Source organism: Glutamicibacter sp. NPDC087344, from assembly GCF_044744225.1.
Classification (GTDB): Bacteria; Actinomycetota; Actinomycetes; order Actinomycetales; family Micrococcaceae; genus Glutamicibacter.
In genome coordinates this window covers 62,886-79,427 of the sequence record NZ_JBIUXY010000015.1, presented here as the reverse complement: position 1 = coordinate 79,427, position 16,542 = coordinate 62,886, and the positions used below count along the sequence as shown (strand labels likewise).

Genomic DNA, 16,542 nt, shown 5'->3' with positions numbered 1-16,542 from the left:
TGGCGTGCCTTGGCACGGTTTGTCGAGCCTTTGACCGTGCGTGCCAGGCTCTGCTGAGCACGTTTGAGACCGCGTTGAGCGTTGCGAAGGGCACGGGGCACCTGGTGGCGTGTACCGTCAGAGACCACGTACTCGCGCACCCCAAGGTCAACACCCACAGTGCTTGCCGGAATCGTGGGTGCTGCTATTGGGTGTGTGATTTCGCAATTTACGCTGGCGTACCACTGGCCGGCTTGTTTCGAGATCGTCACTGAAACCTGTGTGGCGTTTTCAAAGCGGACGGTTTCACGCATCTTCACCCACCCGATATTCGGTACGCGCAGACGCTTGCCCTCGATACGGAACTGCCCCGAAGACAGGCGGAATGATTCTGCGCTCACGTTCTTCTTCTTGAAGGTCGGGTGCTTGGCGTGGCCGGCGAAGAAGTTCGTGAATGCCGCACCTAAAGCGATGATTGCTTCTTGTGGGGCGCATTTAGTGGATTGGAGCATCCACGGGAACTGTGTTCGTTTGATGCTGTTCAGTTCACGGCGTAACGCGTACTGGGTCGGGGCTGGCAGGGAAGGGTCGAGTTTTCTTGCTTCGTATTGTTCGTTCCATTGGGCTAGTGCCCAGTTGTAGGCGAAGCGAGCGGTGCCGGAGGCTTTGGCAAGCCCGGTGGCTTGCTTGTTTGTGGGGGTGAGCCGGATTTTATGTGCTTTGTGCATCGTGCACCGCCTGAGTCACTGAATCGTCCCGGCCGTCGGTCAGCTTCATATTCTGATGAGAAGGTGTTGTAGTTTTCCTTGCCTGTTCCCGTGTTGCGAGTGAAGTGTTCCAGGCGACAGCCAGACCTGGGAGCAGGTGCGTTAGTGCAGGTGTTTGTTCCCTGGAGGGGTGAACACTATGGCGGTCACGCTTTAACACGGTGGTGGCTCCTTCCCGGTTTCTCATCTTCTCGGTCTTTAGTACGGATGTTAGCTGCTGGTACCGACACTAAAGGCGTTGAGGGTGTTGGTGGTTCTGATGTGTGCCGGTTGGGGATAAAAGTGTTCACCTTGTTGTCTGGGTTGGTTTCAGGCATGGAGAGCGTTCATCCGGATTGGCGTAGCTTCATGGGGTTCGTTCGGCACTGAGCTTGTCCTTTTGGTCTCACCGGCGCAGTGCCGGAGAGGAAACTGCAAGCCTTTTGATGGTTGTTCCGATTGGCTGGTATTTACTTGTATGGGGCTGGTGTTACTTTGTTTGGTGGGGTTCAAACAAACAGCAAGCAACCCCCTAAGACAGGCTCCGGCCGGACTCAGGGGGTTTGCTTCGTTCTACGGTGAGTCAGACGCCGCTTCACGTAGAAATGTCCGCGCCGCTCGTTCAGCACCCTGAGAAGGCCTTGTGCGGCACGGAGGCTTCCGTGCGCGGACCTTACGCCCCGTGAGCTTCCAGGCGCCGCTCAGGGCCCTGCAGGCCCCGGAGCAAGCCAACTTAGGAACTTGGCTGCTCGTTGGGCCTTTAGCGTCGTTCCGCGTGGCACAACGGGTTGAATCTTGCATCGCGGGAAGGCCGAAGTCTTGTAAGGTGGCGTCCGAGCAGGATGGCCGTTGATACGGATCTCTAACTGGAGGACATGTCGTTCGATGGGCCCATTTGAAGAATGCTGATTCTTAGGCATGGAATTAAGAATTGAATCGGAGAACCGAAGCGATTGGGGAGTAGATCGCGGCGTGGAGAAATGCGGTTCGAGAAACGAAAAGAGAGACAATCTGAATTCAGATTGTCTCTCTTATTTCGAGCCCCCTGCCGGAATCGATCCGGCGACCTCGTTCTTACCAAGAACGCGCTCTACCACTGAGCTAAGGGGGCAACGAGTAATAACTTTACACAGCTTTTGTTGGATTGCAAAATCGGGAGGCGAATTGTAGTCGACCTCACATCACTCCTACTCAGATGCTCATTGTTGAGCTGCACTGCGGGTCTGCTGTTGGGTTTGGATCGATACCCGAACGGGCTTGTTTCGATTTTCATTCAATGGCGGACCGATGTGGCTGGGGATCGAGAAAGGAGTGCGACGCCCACCTTGCGGTGGTGGCAGTTGTTGCCGAGGTATCAATACGGAGGTGCGGATAAGTGCACAACTTGGGCCCGGGATTTTATTACCTCACCCTATTTATTTGCCAATTCTGAGGATGCAAGTGGCTCGTGAGTATCGTCACGCTAGGGGTTTTTACTTCATTTCCTGCCATCCGAAGTAGTGGTTGGTTCATGAATCAAACACTGACTAGGCTGTATGTGAATTCCGAGTGGGATTTTTGGTCCCGGTTGCCGATTTTTGTTTCCACGAAAACCCGTGTAGAGTATTTACTCGTTGCCCCCTTAGCTCAGTGGTAGAGCGCGTTCTTGGTAAGAACGAGGTCGCCGGATCGATTCCGGCAGGGGGCTCTGAGTGAGAAACGATCTTGGCTTCTACTGGAAAGTTTCTCACTTGTGGCGGCGTAGCTCAGCTGGTTAGAGCGCACGACTCATAATCGTGAGGTCCCGGGATCGAGTCCCGGCGCCGCTACAACAAATTAACCCTAGAATCACAACGATTCTAGGGTTTTTTGTTGCCTCAAAGCTCTTCCTGGTTCCCCCAAAAGGTGCCCCCGATCTTTTGTTTTCGCGAATAGGGTATTGGGTCGTGCGACTGGTACCGGCCGGGCAAGGGGGAAGTTGTTGTCGGGGGATATAGCCCGTTGTCGGCGTGGCACTGTGATGGGTCATGCCGTAGTGGGGTGTGTAGTTTTCTGATCAGGCTACCGCCAGTGGGTCGGGTGGGTGCTGGCCGCCGAGGGCAGGCGATTCTTTTTTTCGTGACACCATGCGGGTCACCTCCAATATGCGTCATGCTTCTGGTGGTGGGTCGATCTTGGCACTTGTGCCTTGCCGGCTTCGCTCAGACCAGTCACTATAAAACTCATGGTGGTGTGAGATGCGGGGAGTGGCCAGCCCCGCGCTACTGGAATATTCTTCGCGATCGACTCTGAATCTTGATGATTTTTGATCGAGTATATATGCTGTATATACAGAAATGAGGTGCTCATGACCAAGCTACTTATCAGCTTCCCTGACGATGTCGCTCAGCGACTGCGCGATGAGATTCCCAAAGGCGAGCTGAGTAATTTCGTCGCCAAGCAGGTTGAGAGCGCACTTGATGCTCAGAAACTTCGTTCGTTGGATGATGCCATTGCTCACATCAAGCAAAATGACAAGTCGTTGCTCGACAGGCTGGGCAATGTCACGTGATTTGGACTCCAGAAGCCCAAGACATCTTCAGAGCGTTCTCGGCGATCTACGACGCTTTTCCAGACATGCGAGATGCAGGGTTGCTACAAAGTTCACTTGAACGCCCTAAGGTTCAGCTCTATGGCAATCCTCAATACGTGACTATTCATCAGAAATGCGCATCACTCCTGGATTCTCTATGCAGGAATCGCGCATTAGTTGATGGGAACAAGCGTTGTGCGTGGATTGCGGTTCGCCTAACGTACTACCGGAATTTAGGCGCTGTCTGGGTACTGGGGGATGATGAAGCTTATGACCTGGTGATCGAAGTGAGCAGTAGGCATTTAGAAGTCGCTGAAATTGCTCGTCGATTGGAACATGGGTTCCAACAAATAAATCACTGATTCGAGGTGGCCAAAGCTTATCGCCTCAAGCATCAGGCAGTGGTCAAGAGAGACGCGCATCGTCGCCCCGCAAAAAATCTTTGACGCCAGGTGGACTGTCGGTAACGGCGCCCCAAATGCGGATCGGCGTTCAACCGATCCGCGGGCGCGACGCTAGTTTTGTTTCCCAGAGGTGTCGTTCTGTTCCCGGGAGACTCCTTGCTGTGCAATTGTCAGTAGCTCCTGCAATACGGAATCATCAAAACCTCGGTCCTCATGGGACTCGGTGCTATTTACATCGTGCCCGTGAACTTCTGTGTGCAGCCGCTGCATCTTCATATCCAGGCTTTCGGCGACTCGTGCCGCTTCGGCGAGCTCGGCCACCAGGTGCTCTGGCACTGAGCCTTCGTATTTGTAGAAAATCTTGTGTTCCAGGCTGGCCCAAAAATCTTGGGCAATGGTCCTGATCTGGATTTCCACGGTGATATCAACCGGCCCTTCGGAAAGGAACACCGGAATCTTTACGATGGCGTGGACGCTTTTGTATCCGTTCGGTTTCGGGTTCTTGATGTAGTCCTTGATCTGGATGACCTCTAGGTCGCTTTGTGAGGTCAGGGTGTTGAGCACCTTGTAGATGTCTTTCACAAAGCTGCAGGTGATTCGGACACCGGCAATATCGCTAATGTTTTCGCGAATCGCCTCGAACGCCGGTGTGATGCCCCGTTGGGCAACCTTGCGCATGATGCTCTCAGGGGATTTGACCCTGGACGTGACATGCTCAATCGGGTTGTATTTGTGCAGGTAGAGAAATTCCTCCCGCAAGATCGACACCTTGGTCAGCACCTCGTCCACGGCGAACTGGTGCTCCATCATAAAGCGCTGGAACTCGTGGTGGAACTTGCGGGCCATGTCTTTGAGTTCTGGAGAATTCAATGCTGGATTCGACGTGGGAAGCGCCAAGGATGCCTGCGTGCTGGGATCTGGAACCAAAATCGTCATTCACCTCAATAGGTTGATGTGCCGCAAGGTGTGCGGCGATGATTCAAGCCTAGTCGCGGCTCCTTAGAATTGAGCTAGAACAGCTGGGTAAACACCGGAAACGAATGCAGGAGGAAGTGAGCAGATGCGGCTGCATCCAACGGTTGAAGAGCGTAATCTGCCAAGTTACGCGGCGGGATCGATTGAGGTGCCGTTCGTCATCGGCTTTTATCAGGAGAAGATTGAGCGGGACACCTACTGGCCGGCCCACTCGCATCCGACGCATGAACTGTTGTGGAATTCCCGCGGAGCTTCCTCGGTGACCGTTGGAGCGCGCACATGGACGGTCTCTCCGGTGCTTGGAATGTGGATTCCCGCCGGAGTGCTGCATTCCGGGGGAGCCTCGGCGGGAACCAGCTGCAACATGAATCATTTTGGCTTCTCAGCGGTTGATTCGATTTCGGCAGAGCCGGTCCCGGTGGAAATGACCCCGTTGTTACGCCTGCTTTTAGAAAAGCTCGCGCGACCGGACCTCTCCGAGCGTTCACGGCAAATTACCGAGGCCGCGGCGCTGGACAACCTTCAGTCGGCACCCATGGATGTGTCAGTTTGTGTCCCGCGCGCCGAACTGCTTCAGCCAATCGTTCGCCACATGCTTGGCAATCCGGGGCCCGCGGATAAATTGCAAGACTGGGCGCAACGGCTCGGAGTGAACTCGCGAACCCTCACCCGGGCATTCCAGCAAGAGACCGGCGGCGGCTACACGCGCTGGGTTGCCTCTTTGCAGGCTCAACACGCTATTGACTTGGTAGGTCGTGGTGAAGACCTGCATCAGATTGCTGATCAATTGGGATACAACTCGATCAGCGCATTAGGTGCAGCGTTTCGCCGTACGACGGGTTTCACGCTATCGCGATTCCGCAGCCAGTGATTCCAATTTGTCGTTTTCGCGACATTGGAGTCTTTTTGGCGCGATTGCGCCCCGGTACCCACCGACCTAACATGTAGAGGAAAGGCTCACCTTACTTCATTGCCCAAGTGGTGTGATGCGTTAATCAAATGATTGATTTGCGGGACCACCCGGGCAAAAGAACACCTTGAGCACCCGATACATCACCCGTGGAGTACCCCCATGTCTAAATCAAGCTACCTGCGCTTGAAGCCGCTCGCTGTGGCAGCCGTTGCCCTTTTCGCCCTCACCGGCTGCGCCTCAAGCGATGCGCCTACCGCCGAATCCACTACGAGCCCCAGCGCCAGCAGCGAGGCCAGCTTCCCACTGACCGTAAATCATGCATTCGGCACCACCACCATCGATAAGAAACCAGAACGTATCGCCACGGTTGCCTGGTCCAACCACGAGGTGCCTTTGGCCTTGGGCGTAGTTCCGGTCGGTATGGCGGCGGCGAACTTCGGCGATGACGACGGCGACGGGCTGCTGCCCTGGGTTTCTGAAGCATTGACCGGTCTGGGCGCCGAAACTCCGGTGCTTTTTGACGAGACCGACGGCATCGATTTTGAAGCAGTTGCCGACACCCAGCCAGATTTGATCCTTGCGGCCTACTCCGGTTTGACCCAGGAGGACTTCGACACCCTCTCGGAAATCGCTCCGGTTGTCGCTTACCCGCAGGCGGCCTGGGCCACCAGCTGGCGCGAAAACATCGAGTTGAGCTCCGAAGCCATGGGCCTGGGAGCCGAAGGCAAATCACTGATCGGCGAGATTGAATCGGAGATCGCCGCTGGGTTGGAAGAGCACCCAGAAATCAAGGACACCTCGGTGATGTTCGTGACCCACGTGGATCCGTCGGATCTTTCAACCATCAGCTTCTACACCACACACGACACCCGAGTCGCGTTTTTTGACGACCTCGGCATGAGCACCCCGGCAGCGGTGGAAGAAGCATCGAGTGGGGAAGTGAGCTTCTCCGGCGAAATCTCAGCAGAAAATGTTGACCAGCTTGCCGACGTCGACGTCATCGTGACCTATGGGGATGAAACCCTGGTTGAGACCCTGGAAGCAGACCCGCTGCTCTCGCAGATGCCAGCAGTCAAGAACGATGCCATCGTTGCCCTGGACGGCTCCGGCCCCATGGGTACCGCCGCCAACCCAACCCCGCTGGCGGTGTCTTGGGTGCTGGACGACTACCTTGACCTGATTGGTGACGCGGCCGCCAAGGCTGCGAAGTAGCAGCCAGACGCCTCCCCGTTCTTTGATGACACAAACAGTTTCAACCGCCGGCGCGGTACTTCACCGTCCGCGCCGGCGGCGTTTGCTGTGGTTGCTTGCTCTGGCAGCGGCCTTGGTGGTGCTGGCGGCGGCCTCGATCACCATTGGTGCCCGGCACGTCTCGTTTTCCGATCTGCTGGCCGGGTTGGCCGGGCATACCGAGAACATTTCCCAAGCGGCAATCGTTAAACGTGTGCCGCGCACGGTGCTAGGGCTGCTCATCGGGGCGGCCCTGGGGCTTTCCGGCGCGATCATGCAGGCAGTCACGCGTAACCCGTTGGCCGACCCGAGCATCCTCGGGGTCAACATGGGGGCGTCGCTGGCCGTGGTCATCGGCATCACCTGGTTCGGGCTGAACACCGCCCACGGTTATATCTTCAGCGCCATTACCGGGGCCGGCTTGGCTGCGGTATTTGTGTATGTGGTCGGCTCGCTGGGCAGGGGTGGAGCCACCCCGCTGAAACTCGCCTTGGCTGGAGCCGCGACCAGCGCCGCACTGGTTTCCTTGGTCACCGCCATCTCCTTGCCCCGTGCCGACCTGGCGGACGTGATCCGTTCCTGGCAGATCGGCGGGATCGGCGGGGCGACCTTCGCCAACGTGGCACCGATGATTCCCTTTTTGGCTGCCGGATTGATTTTGGCGTTTCTGTGCGCGAATCCGCTCAATTCACTTGCCTTGGGGGATGAATTGGCCGCCGGCTTGGGGGAGAAGGTGATGGTGGTCCGGGGGATTGCCGCCCTGGCCGCCGTGATTCTTTGCGGCGCGGCCACCGCGATGGCAGGGCCCATTGGATTCATCGGACTTGTTGTTCCGCACCTGTGCCGATTGTTGGTTGGCGTGGACCAACGCTGGCTGCTTCCCTTTTCCGCACTGACCGGGGCTGCGCTGCTGGTTTTCTCCGACATCCTTGGCCGGGTGATCGCCCGCCCAGGTGAGCTGGACGTTGGAATCCTCACCGCGCTCATTGGCGCCCCCGTGTTTATCGCCATAGTGCGCCGTTCAAAGATCCGAGACCTGTGACCTCCAGAACCATCGAACCCGTGGATCATCACTCCCGCGAAGCGGTGATCAGCGCGCTGGGCAGCTCCCGCCGCGCGCTGGCCCGGCATCGCGCCCTGGTGCTGGGTGTGCTGTGTGCCTTGCTGGCACTGATGATCGTCTTGAGCCTGACCCTTGGAAAAACTGCCTACTCGCCAGCCCAGGTATGGCAGGTGATCATGGGCCACCAAGTCCCCGGCGCCAGCTTTACCGTGGGAACCTTGCGTCTTCCGCGTACCGCCATGGCGTTGGTGGCTGGGCTGTGCTTCGGGTTATCCGGGGTGAGTTTTCAAACCCTGCTGCGCAACCCGCTGGCCAGCCCGGACGTGATTGGCATCAGCACCGGAGCCTCGGCCGCCGCCGCCTTTGCCATTGTCCTCTTGGGACTCTCGGGCACCGCGGTATCGTTTGTCGCCATTATCGCTGGGCTGCTGGTGGCCCTGGCCGTGTACCTGCTGGCCTACCGTGGCGGGGCTGCCGGAACCCGGTTGATCCTGGTGGGCATCGGCATGGCCGCCATGCTTGAATCCCTGATCAGCTGGGTACTAACCAAGGCAGGGCAATGGGATCTGCAGGAAGCCACCCGCTGGCTGACCGGCAGCCTCAATGGGAGCAATTGGTCCGGGGTGCTGCCCGCACTGGTTGCGCTGCTGGTGCTCGGACCGGTCCTCGTGGGCCAATCGAAAAACCTCAGTAGCCTGCAGCTGGGAGATGACACCGCAGCCGCATTGGGCGTCCGGGTGGAGCGCTCCCGGGTCGTGGTGATCATCGCCGCCGTGGGGCTGATCGCCTTCGCCACCGCGGCGACCGGGCCTATTGCCTTTGTCGCATTCCTCTCCGGGCCTATCGCCGCCCGGCTCATTGGCCCACGCGGTTCACTGTTGATCCCCGCGGCGTTGGTGGGGGCGCTGCTGGTGCTTGTGGCGGACTTCGCCGGCCAATACCTGTTGGGAACCCGTTTCCCGGTGGGTGTGATCACCGGCGTGCTGGGAGCACCCTACCTGGTGTACTTGATCATCCGAAGCAACCGGGCTGGAGGCTCACTGTAATGCAACACCACGAACTTTCGGTGCAGAACCTTCACGTTTGCTACGGCGAACGCACCGTCATCAAAGAACTCGCCTTGGATATTCCAGCCGGGCAAATCACCACGATTGTGGGCCCCAACGCCTGCGGAAAATCCACGCTGCTGCGTTCCATGTCCCGGCTGCTTCAGCCAAAGAGCGGGCATGTCCTCTTGGATGGAACCGACATCCACCGGATGCCGGCCAAGGCCTTGGCCCGCACCCTGGGCCTGTTGCCGCAGACTCCCATTGCACCCGAAGGCATTACCGTCGCAGACCTGGTGGGCCGGGGCCGCCAACCCCACCAGTCGATCTTCTCCCGGTGGAGCCGTGCGGATGACGAGGCAGTCGCCGAGGCCCTGGAACTGACCAACTCGGTGGCACTGGCGGACCGATCGGTGGATGAACTCTCCGGGGGACAACGCCAGCGAGTGTGGATCGCCATGGCCTTGGCGCAGGGCACCGACATCCTGCTGCTGGATGAGCCAACAACCTTCCTTGACGTCAGCCACCAGGTTGATGTGCTGGACCTGCTCACCGACCTGAATCGAACCCAAGGAACCACCGTGGTGATGGTGTTGCATGATCTGAACCTCGCGGCCCGCTATGCGGATTACCTGGTGGCCATGCGGGACGGGAGCATCCGCGCGCAAGGTACCCCCGGGGAGATTCTCACCGAGGACGTGGTCAATGAGGTGTTTGGCTTAAGCTGCCGGGTCATCCAAGACCCCACCACCAACAAACCCCTGGTTCTGCCGTGGGGTCGACACCACATGCTCGACGAGATGCAGCCAGAGGCTTCCGGCCACTAAAGTAGGGGCGAACCCACATGGAAAGGCCAGCATGGTATTCGCCTCCGAGGTCCGTCAACTCTGCCACGGGATTAGCTTCTCCCAGCACGAACCCGAACCCACGTTACGTCTGCGTCGCGGGGACGAATGGAGCAACGAACCACTTCGAGCCAACCGCAGCCTCAGCCTCACGGTAGGGGAGCAGAAGTTCTGCCTGGGATATATCACCATGAACGCCGACGGGAGCAGGGACAACCATCCGTGCCCCAAACACAAGGCCGTGCGCACCGGGACCCAATGCGACTTCTGCCAGCGGCGTGACCAGAGCAAGTTCATGCATCACTTCCACAAGACCGGTGAAGCTCCCGCGGGAATGCGAACCTACCTGGAACAGCCGCATTTCCTGTACGTAGCGAGCTTTGCCCACGGTGCCACCAAGGTCGGCACCACCTCCGTGCAGAGCAAATGGAGCCGTTTAGCCCAGCAGGGGGTCGTCGTCGCCCGTTACGTTGCCGGCGCTGCCGACGGGGCTGCGATCCGGGTACTTGAAGACCTGGTCACCGAGCATGTTGGGCTTGGACAACAGGTACGGCAGAAATCTAAGATCAAGGGACTGACCAGTTGGGAGCTAAACCTGGACGGCCTTGAGAAGATCAACCAATCCTCGGCGAATCAAACCCGAGAGTTTTTGGCTGCGCAACGCGGGCTGGAAACCTATGGGATTGAGGTACTGGACCAGCGGTGGCAACAGCCCGACTATGCCCAAGCAGTCATCGAAGCCTGGGATATCCGCAGCCTTCATCCGTGGGACCAGAAGATTGTTGAGACCACGCTAAAGCTGCGGATTCGTGGAGTGCTGGGTCAAAGCCTCATGGTGGACAGCGGACCGTCGACTACCCTGCGACTGATCGACGCCGCAGAACTCAAAACCCGCGAGCTGAAAATTGCCGAGGAACTCGGGGACTTCCAGGAGGCGCAGTCCGCACTGTTCTAAATGATCCGGCGAATCGCTACTCGTTGGAGGGGCCATGACTGATGCGATGGATCACTGAGTGCTTCGAGTCCAGTTCTGCGATCAGCCTGAACCCTACGGGATGTCGATTGGCTTGGAGTCGGACGAATTCCCAGCTGCTCAGTGGATGAATCCCTAACTACTTGTCCCACCGGTTCGACGAAGCGGGCTTCGGGCTGAAAGAATCGAATCAGCAGAAGTAGATCCGAAGTGTTAGACAACCGCTGAGCAAAGCAAGGACCTATGGAATCCGTGAACAACTCCCCGCAGACCAGCCCCATGCGACTAAACCGGTTATCGATCCTCGCATTGGGCCTGGCCATCGCAGAAATCTTCGCCCTGATGTTTCTCGGCGGTACCGGCCTGGCGGTCTTTGCGGTCGGCACGGGCCACATGGCATTGCACCAAATTAAAGCCCGAACGGAGGCCGGCGCATCCTTGGCCACCGCCGCCTTGGTCATTGGTTATGCGGTGGCAGCTTTCGGTGTCCTGAGCACCGCACAAGTTTTGCTCTACATGGCGTTCTGACCGGATCTGGCGCCGCGTTGCTACTCCAGGTAGCCAGAACGATGGTGTGAAAAGCCGGCCGGCCAAGGTGCCAGCGCGGCATCACACCGAAGAATGTCATTAGAAATACCTCTGCGGTGTCCATAGCCGATCCCAGCCCTGAACTAGACTGGTGACTATGACCAATACGCCTTGGGAGGCGGCCTCCCCGCACTACAAGAAGATCGTTTTTATCTCGATGGGAACCATCGGGTTGGGCATCATCCTGACAGTCATCGGTTCGCTCAATCATCTGCAACCGCTGCTGTTCCTCGCCATCGGGCTGCTGGTCATCGGCATGCTATTCCACATTGCCGGACTTGTCGTCCGTGCCCGTGATGTCCGCAACTGGCGTATCGCTAACGGCCTAGCAACCCCGCGAACCAAAAAGACCAAGGATTCCGGAGCTAACTAGCACCGATCCCTTGGCGCAATTCCTTGCAGAACACCGCCTGCCGGCCACGGCACCAAGCTGGGCGGACTGCACCAAACACACCGTCACAAAGTTCAGGAGAACTAATGGGCATCAACCCTGATCTGGTGGGGCGCATCTACCCTGCCGGTGAGTCCTACCAGGTAGGACGAGAGAAGATCCGCGAATTCGCAGCAGCAACCAAAGCCAGCTCCCCGGCGCACTACGATGTTGAATCCGCACGCAAGCTCGGCTTCAACGACGTTGTGGCCCCACCGACCTTCGCCATCATCGTCGCCCAGCGGGCCGACGCCCAGCTGATTGCCGATCCCGCCTCCGGGATCGACTTCTCCCGGGTGGTTCACGCTGACCAGCGTTTCACCCATCACCGCCCAATTGTTGCCGGCGACGAACTGCTGGCAGAACTCTATGTGGACTCCGTGCGCGAAATGGGGGCCGGAGCCATGATCACCACCCGCGCCGAAATTACCACCGTCGGCGGCGAAAAGATCGCCACCACCGTTTCATCGCTACTGGTTCGAGCTGAGGACTAAACATGATCGAATTCGACACCCTGGAAAAGGGACAAGTTCTCGGCACCCACACCGTCAAGGTCAACCGCGCAGACCTTGTCCGTTACGCCGGCGCCTCGGGCGACTTCAACCCGATCCACTGGAATGAGCGTTTCGCCAAGGAAGTTGAGCTTCCCTCGGTCATCGCCCACGGGATGTTCACCATGGGTTCGGTCATCGACCTGGTTTCCACCTGGGTTGGAAACCCCGGGGCAGTGATTGACTACCAGACCCGTTTCACCAAACCGGTTGTTGTCGAGGACCCGGAGGGAAGCAACCCCTCGGACTTCGAAGGAACAACCATTGAGGTTGAAGGCAAGATCGGTGCCCTGGATGCCGAAGCCCGCACCGCGCGTGTGGACCTGATCGTTTCAGCCAACGGAACCAAGGTTCTGCTCAAATGCCAGGCAGTGGTGCAACTCTGAACCAGCAATCTACCGGTGAGGTCCAGCGGCCGGTCATCCACTGGCGCAACGCCCTCATGGCCGCCTACCTGGCCAGCGGCCTGCTTTTGGCGACGCTGGTCTCACGGTTGCCCACCCTGCGCGACACCTTAGGACTGGACCACTCGCAGGTGGGTTTGCTGCTACTGGGTATGAGCGCAGGATCATTCCTTTCGGTCTCCTTTGCAGGGCACATGGTCATGCGATTCGGCGCCACCAACGTCATGCGGTACGGCGCACTGATTGCCGGCCTCGCACTGATTGGCGTTGGCAGCACGTCCGGACTATTGCATTCAAGCCTGCTGACCGCCACGGTACTCTTCTGCCAAGGACTAGGCGCCGCCTCATGGAATGTTGCCTCAAATATCCAAGGCGCCGCCATGGAACGGGCCCTGGGGCGAAGCGTGATGCCAGCGCTTCACGGCTTCTTCTCGGTCGGAACGGTGCTGGGAGCTGGAATCGGAGCGGCGGCAGCGGCCATCGAGTTGCCGTTGGCAATCCACTACGCACTCATGGGCGCCTTGATTATTGCCACCGTGCTGTATTCAGCCCGTTTCTACGGGGAAGACAAAAGCCGCGCGCCGAAAAACTCACCTTCCAAGGGGCATTCGCTACGCAGCACCTGGAAGGAACCGCAAACGGTCCTGCTGGGTGTACTGGTGTTGGGGATGGCGCTCGCCGAAGGTGCTGCCGGTGACTGGGTAGCCTTGGCGCTGGCTGACGGCTACTCGACAAGCGAAGCGACCGGGGCCCTCGGGTACGCGACGTTTGTCACCGCCATGACGTTAACGCGGCTTTTGTCCGGGGATCTGATCCTGCGGATGGGGCGAGTCTGGATGATCCGCGCCAGCGCGATCTCCGCGTTGATTGGTTTGCTGATTTTCGCTTTTGGCGGGAATCTTCCGCTGGCCTTCGTTGCGCTGGCGGTTTGGGGCATGGGAGTCGCTTTGACCTTCCCGCTGGCCATGAGCGCCGCGTCGGATGATCCGGAACATGCCGCGGCGCGAGTGGCGGTGGTTTCAACCATCGGTTATGCAGCCTTCCTCGGCGGCCCACCGCTGTTGGGCCTGCTTGCCGGGGTCATCGGTTTGTTGCCGGCGCTTGGTTGCATCTCCATTCTGGTCGTCGCCGCATTTGTACTGTCCAAGAATGCCGCCGGGTATCCCCGCGATACCGAGAACTCTCACTAGCCCCTGGGACTAGTGGAATGTTGTACACACAGGGAAAGTAAGTAGTCCAATGCTCAAAAACATGACCACCACGGCCGTTGGAGGCCCGGCGACACACACCGTGACTGCCACCAGCGAGGCTGAACTCATTGCCGCGCTGATCGCGGCTGAGCAAGCGGGTGAAAAGATCCTGCTGGTGGGCGGCGGCTCGAACCTGGTGATTGCCGATGCCGGATTCGCCGGCACGGCCATCCGCATTGCCAGCCGGGGGCTGAGCATCGCCCAGCTGGATGATGCTCGTGTGCTGCTGCGTGCGGCGGCCGGTGAGAACTGGGATGCCACGGTTGAATACTCCCTGGCCGAAGGCCTGAGCGGTTTGGAAGCACTCTCCGGGATTCCCGGGTGTGTCGGCGCTACTCCGGTGCAGAACGTTGGAGCCTACGGCGCCGACGTGTCCCAGAGCTTGCTGTGGGCCCGGGTATGGGATCGTGTCGCAGGCGAAGTTAAGCAGTTATCAAATCAGGACCTTGAATTCGCCTACCGTGATTCACTGATCAAACGCACCAGTGATAACGGTTCCCCACGGTACGTGGTGCTGGAGGTTGCCTTTGAGCTGGCGAGAAACAGCGAGTCCGCGCCGATCCGTTATGCGGAACTAGCCCGCCGGCTTGGGGTGGAAGCAGGCCAAGCCGCGGATGCAGCCCTGGTGCGGCAGACAGTGCTGGACCTGCGCCGTTCCAAGGGCATGGTGTATGACCCGCGGGATCCGGACTCCCATTCAACCGGTTCATTTTTCACAAACCCGATTGTGGATTCCCAGCTGCTGGCGCAGCTGCCCGACAACGCGCCGAACTACCCGGTGGAACAGGACGGGATGGTCAAACTTTCAGCAGCGTGGTTGATTGACCAAGCGGGCTTCGCCAAAGGCTACGGCCTGGAAGGCACCGAAGGGTTCGGGCTTGCCGGGGGACGAGCGGCACTGTCAACCAAACACACCTTGGCGATCACCAATCGGGCAGATGCCACCGCAGCGGATATCCTCGCGATTGCGCGGGCCGTCCGAGGCGGGGTCGAACAACGATTCGGGATTACCTTGGAAAACGAGCCGTTGCTGATTGGTTTAGAGCTCTAAACCGGCGAACCAAAACCAAAAGCCTTGGGGCGAACAGTTCAGTGAACTGTTCGCCCCAAGGCTTTTGCATCTGAGATGACTGTTACAGGCGGCCCTGCGCGATGGCCAGCATGCGGCGTAGCGGCTCAGCGGCGCCCCACAACAGCTGATCGCCAACGGTGAAGGCGGAAATGTACTCTGGGCCCATTTCCAGCTTGCGGATACGTCCCACAGGGATGTCGAGGGTGCCCGATGCTGCGACCGGGGTCAGCTGCTCCATGGTGGCTTCCTTCTGGTTAGGAACAACCTTGGCCCACTCGTTGTCCTCGGCCAGCAGCGACTCGATTTCCGAAACCGGCAGGTCTTCCTTCAACTTCAGGGTCAGTGCCTGCGAGTGCGAGCGCATGGCGCCGATACGAACACACAACCCGTCCATCGCGATGTGGCGGCTACCCGAGGTCTGCAGGATCTTGTTGGTTTCTGCTCCGGCTTTCCACTCTTCACGGGACTGGCCGTTGCCAAGATCTGAATCGATCCACGGGATCAATGAACCGCCCAGCGGCACACCGAACTGGGCGGCATCCAGCCCGCCGCGCTGGGTTTCAAGCACCTTGCGGTCAATTTCCAAGATTGCGCTAGCAGGGTCCGCGAGTTCGCCTGCCACCGAGGCGTTGATGTCGCCGAACTGGGTGAGCAACTCACGCATATGGCGGGCACCGCCACCGGAAGCTGCCTGGTAGGTCATGGAAGTGCCCCACTCAACCAGGTTGTTTTTGAACAGTCCGCCCAAGCCCATCAGCATGCAGGAAACGGTGCAGTTGCCGCCAACGAAATCCTTGACCCCGGCGACCAGCGACTGGTCGATGACGTTGCGGTTGATCGGGTCCAGAACAATCACCGAATCGTCGTTCATACGCAGGCTGGAGGCCGCATCGATCCACAGGCCATCCCAACCGGCCTGACGCAGCTCGGTATGAACCTTGGTTGTGTAGTCTCCGCCCTGGGCAGTCACGATAATGGGCAGCTTAGCCAGAGTCTGGATGTCGAACGCATCCTGCAGCGGGCCGGCGCCCTCGGCGAACGCTGGGGCCTTGCCACCAGCGTTCGAAGTCGAGAAAAAGACCGGGTCAATCTGCGCAAAATCGCCTTCGTCGAGCATGCGCTGCATCAGCACGGAACCAACCATGCCACGGTAACCTACAAAACCAACAGATGAAGTCATATATCAATGGTAGGTGCGAAACACTGGATTTTCTTGATTCGTTACACCACTTAAAACAGAATCACACCCAAGCCTCAGTGGGGCAGGGTGTGATTCCATCAGAGCAATAGTGCTACTTCTCCTCGAGGAGCAGCTTGCGGTTTTTGATGGCCCAAAAAGCGGCATACAAGAAAACCTGTGTCGGTACGAATAACAGAATCACACCGAAGATCTTGTGTCCGCCGAGCACCATGAAGAACCCTAGAACGGCAACGACCAACGCCAACAAGGGGAAAAGCATGTAGCCAAGGACAAACAGTGCATCGGAATGCTGTTTGAGGTCAGCAAGGTATTTTTTCATGG

Annotated in this window: 18 protein-coding genes and 3 tRNA genes; 16 read left to right on the top strand and 5 right to left on the bottom strand. The window is 58.5% G+C overall.

The features are described from left to right. Together ACIOWL_RS19865 and ACIOWL_RS19860 are read right to left on the bottom strand one after the other, a co-directional pair. Nucleotides 1–707: RNA-guided endonuclease InsQ/TnpB family protein (locus ACIOWL_RS19865; RefSeq protein WP_400389265.1), on the bottom strand; the 707-nt coding region annotated here is incomplete at its 3' end. A gap of 1,057 nt (nucleotides 708–1,764) precedes the next feature. Further along, nucleotides 1,765–1,836: transfer RNA gene (locus ACIOWL_RS19860), tRNA-Thr, on the bottom strand. Between the two features lie 504 nt (nucleotides 1,837–2,340). Here ACIOWL_RS19860 and ACIOWL_RS19855 point away from each other — a divergent pair. The 4 genes from ACIOWL_RS19855 (at nucleotide 2,341) to ACIOWL_RS19840 (ending at nucleotide 3,638) form a co-directional block, all read left to right on the top strand. Further along, nucleotides 2,341–2,412, top strand: a tRNA-Thr gene (locus ACIOWL_RS19855). Between the two features lie 47 nt (nucleotides 2,413–2,459). Continuing rightward, nucleotides 2,460–2,533, top strand: a tRNA-Met gene (locus ACIOWL_RS19850). A gap of 518 nt (nucleotides 2,534–3,051) precedes the next feature. Then, complete coding sequence (locus tag ACIOWL_RS19845) at nucleotides 3,052–3,255, top strand: hypothetical protein (protein ID WP_400389262.1); 204 nt, start codon at nucleotides 3,052–3,054, stop codon at nucleotides 3,253–3,255. Then, nucleotides 3,252–3,638 (top strand): type II toxin-antitoxin system death-on-curing family toxin, encoded by a 387-nt coding sequence (locus tag ACIOWL_RS19840; protein ID WP_400389260.1) that lies wholly within the window; start codon nucleotides 3,252–3,254, stop codon nucleotides 3,636–3,638. The genes ACIOWL_RS19845 and ACIOWL_RS19840 overlap by 4 nt, the downstream gene beginning before the upstream one ends. A gap of 153 nt (nucleotides 3,639–3,791) precedes the next feature. Here the strand turns inward: ACIOWL_RS19840 and ACIOWL_RS19835 are convergent, their stop codons facing one another. Then, the gene (locus ACIOWL_RS19835) at nucleotides 3,792–4,616 is read right to left on the bottom strand and encodes a GTP pyrophosphokinase family protein (RefSeq protein ID WP_400389257.1); all 825 of its coding nucleotides are present in this window, start codon (nucleotides 4,614–4,616) and stop codon (nucleotides 3,792–3,794) included. A 124-nt stretch (nucleotides 4,617–4,740) separates the two neighbouring features. Here ACIOWL_RS19835 and ACIOWL_RS19830 point away from each other — a divergent pair, with 124 nt between their 5' ends. The 12 genes from ACIOWL_RS19830 to ACIOWL_RS19775 all read left to right on the top strand — a co-directional run bounded on the left by ACIOWL_RS19830 (nucleotide 4,741) and on the right by ACIOWL_RS19775 (nucleotide 14,999). Beyond that, a complete protein-coding gene (locus tag ACIOWL_RS19830) occupies nucleotides 4,741–5,526 on the top strand; it encodes a helix-turn-helix domain-containing protein (RefSeq protein WP_400389254.1) in 786 nt (261 codons plus the stop codon). Between the two features lie 201 nt (nucleotides 5,527–5,727). Then, nucleotides 5,728–6,780 (top strand): iron-siderophore ABC transporter substrate-binding protein, encoded by a 1,053-nt coding sequence (locus tag ACIOWL_RS19825; protein ID WP_400389251.1) that lies wholly within the window; start codon nucleotides 5,728–5,730, stop codon nucleotides 6,778–6,780. Between the two features lie 25 nt (nucleotides 6,781–6,805). Then, a complete protein-coding gene (locus ACIOWL_RS19820; RefSeq protein ID WP_400389248.1) occupies nucleotides 6,806–7,840 on the top strand; it encodes a FecCD family ABC transporter permease in 1,035 nt (344 codons plus the stop codon). A 20-nt stretch (nucleotides 7,841–7,860) separates the two neighbouring features. After that, nucleotides 7,861–8,907: a FecCD family ABC transporter permease gene (locus ACIOWL_RS19815; RefSeq protein WP_400389245.1), complete on the top strand. Its 1,047-nt coding sequence runs from the start codon at nucleotides 7,861–7,863 to the stop codon at nucleotides 8,905–8,907. Then, nucleotides 8,907–9,734: an ABC transporter ATP-binding protein gene (locus tag ACIOWL_RS19810; RefSeq protein WP_400389243.1), complete on the top strand. Its 828-nt coding sequence runs from the start codon at nucleotides 8,907–8,909 to the stop codon at nucleotides 9,732–9,734. Before ACIOWL_RS19815 ends, ACIOWL_RS19810 begins: the two co-directional genes overlap by 1 nt. A 31-nt stretch (nucleotides 9,735–9,765) precedes the next feature. Continuing rightward, nucleotides 9,766–10,707, top strand: a complete 942-nt coding sequence (locus ACIOWL_RS19805) for a DUF2797 domain-containing protein (RefSeq protein WP_400389240.1) — start codon at nucleotides 9,766–9,768, stop codon at nucleotides 10,705–10,707. Nucleotides 10,708–10,968: 261 nt separating this feature from the next. Beyond that, nucleotides 10,969–11,253, top strand: coding sequence for a DUF4190 domain-containing protein (locus ACIOWL_RS19800; protein ID WP_400389237.1), 285 nt, complete (start codon nucleotides 10,969–10,971; stop codon nucleotides 11,251–11,253). A gap of 157 nt (nucleotides 11,254–11,410) precedes the next feature. Beyond that, on the top strand, nucleotides 11,411–11,686 hold the full coding sequence (locus ACIOWL_RS19795; RefSeq protein ID WP_400389234.1) for a hypothetical protein: 276 nt from the start codon (nucleotides 11,411–11,413) through the stop codon (nucleotides 11,684–11,686). Between the two features lie 104 nt (nucleotides 11,687–11,790). Continuing rightward, nucleotides 11,791–12,237 (top strand): MaoC family dehydratase N-terminal domain-containing protein, encoded by a 447-nt coding sequence (locus ACIOWL_RS19790; RefSeq protein WP_400389231.1) that lies wholly within the window; start codon nucleotides 11,791–11,793, stop codon nucleotides 12,235–12,237. 2 nt (nucleotides 12,238–12,239) lie between these two features. Beyond that, nucleotides 12,240–12,680: a MaoC family dehydratase gene (locus ACIOWL_RS19785; protein WP_400389228.1), complete on the top strand. Its 441-nt coding sequence runs from the start codon at nucleotides 12,240–12,242 to the stop codon at nucleotides 12,678–12,680. Beyond that, nucleotides 12,656–13,888, top strand: a complete 1,233-nt coding sequence (locus ACIOWL_RS19780) for an MFS transporter (RefSeq protein ID WP_400389225.1) — start codon at nucleotides 12,656–12,658, stop codon at nucleotides 13,886–13,888. The genes ACIOWL_RS19785 and ACIOWL_RS19780 overlap by 25 nt, the downstream gene beginning before the upstream one ends. A 49-nt stretch (nucleotides 13,889–13,937) precedes the next feature. Beyond that, nucleotides 13,938–14,999 (top strand): UDP-N-acetylmuramate dehydrogenase, encoded by a 1,062-nt coding sequence (locus ACIOWL_RS19775; protein WP_400389222.1) that lies wholly within the window; start codon nucleotides 13,938–13,940, stop codon nucleotides 14,997–14,999. A gap of 82 nt (nucleotides 15,000–15,081) precedes the next feature. Here ACIOWL_RS19775 and asd read toward each other — a convergent pair whose 3' ends face one another. Both asd and ACIOWL_RS19765 read right to left on the bottom strand, forming a co-directional pair. Beyond that, complete coding sequence (gene asd, locus ACIOWL_RS19770) at nucleotides 15,082–16,200, bottom strand: aspartate-semialdehyde dehydrogenase (RefSeq protein ID WP_400389219.1); 1,119 nt, start codon at nucleotides 16,198–16,200, stop codon at nucleotides 15,082–15,084. A 112-nt stretch (nucleotides 16,201–16,312) separates the two neighbouring features. Next, a complete protein-coding gene (locus ACIOWL_RS19765; RefSeq protein WP_047119709.1) occupies nucleotides 16,313–16,540 on the bottom strand; it encodes an NF038396 family protein in 228 nt (75 codons plus the stop codon). Between the last annotated feature and the right edge of the window lie 2 nt (nucleotides 16,541–16,542).

Excerpts from the sequence above, each read along its gene's own strand:
- ACIOWL_RS19825 (WP_400389251.1), top strand. The coding sequence starts at position 5,728 with ATGTCTAAATCAAGCTACCTGCGCTTGAAGCCGCTCGCTGTGGCAGCC.
- ACIOWL_RS19800 (WP_400389237.1), top strand. The coding sequence starts at position 10,969 with ATGGAATCCGTGAACAACTCCCCGCAGACCAGCCCCATGCGACTAAAC.
- ACIOWL_RS19835 (WP_400389257.1), bottom strand. The coding sequence starts at position 4,616 with ATGACGATTTTGGTTCCAGATCCCAGCACGCAGGCATCCTTGGCGCTT.
- ACIOWL_RS19795 (WP_400389234.1), top strand. The coding sequence starts at position 11,411 with ATGACCAATACGCCTTGGGAGGCGGCCTCCCCGCACTACAAGAAGATC.
- ACIOWL_RS19820 (WP_400389248.1), top strand. The coding sequence starts at position 6,806 with ATGACACAAACAGTTTCAACCGCCGGCGCGGTACTTCACCGTCCGCGC.
- ACIOWL_RS19810 (WP_400389243.1), top strand. The coding sequence starts at position 8,907 with ATGCAACACCACGAACTTTCGGTGCAGAACCTTCACGTTTGCTACGGC.
- asd (WP_400389219.1), bottom strand. The coding sequence starts at position 16,200 with ATGACTTCATCTGTTGGTTTTGTAGGTTACCGTGGCATGGTTGGTTCC.
- ACIOWL_RS19845 (WP_400389262.1), top strand. The coding sequence starts at position 3,052 with ATGACCAAGCTACTTATCAGCTTCCCTGACGATGTCGCTCAGCGACTG.
- ACIOWL_RS19775 (WP_400389222.1), top strand. The coding sequence starts at position 13,938 with ATGCTCAAAAACATGACCACCACGGCCGTTGGAGGCCCGGCGACACAC.
- ACIOWL_RS19765 (WP_047119709.1), bottom strand. The coding sequence starts at position 16,540 with ATGAAAAAATACCTTGCTGACCTCAAACAGCATTCCGATGCACTGTTT.
- ACIOWL_RS19785 (WP_400389228.1), top strand. The coding sequence starts at position 12,240 with ATGATCGAATTCGACACCCTGGAAAAGGGACAAGTTCTCGGCACCCAC.
- ACIOWL_RS19780 (WP_400389225.1), top strand. The coding sequence starts at position 12,656 with ATGCCAGGCAGTGGTGCAACTCTGAACCAGCAATCTACCGGTGAGGTC.
- ACIOWL_RS19790 (WP_400389231.1), top strand. The coding sequence starts at position 11,791 with ATGGGCATCAACCCTGATCTGGTGGGGCGCATCTACCCTGCCGGTGAG.
- ACIOWL_RS19830 (WP_400389254.1), top strand. The coding sequence starts at position 4,741 with ATGCGGCTGCATCCAACGGTTGAAGAGCGTAATCTGCCAAGTTACGCG.
- ACIOWL_RS19805 (WP_400389240.1), top strand. The coding sequence starts at position 9,766 with ATGGTATTCGCCTCCGAGGTCCGTCAACTCTGCCACGGGATTAGCTTC.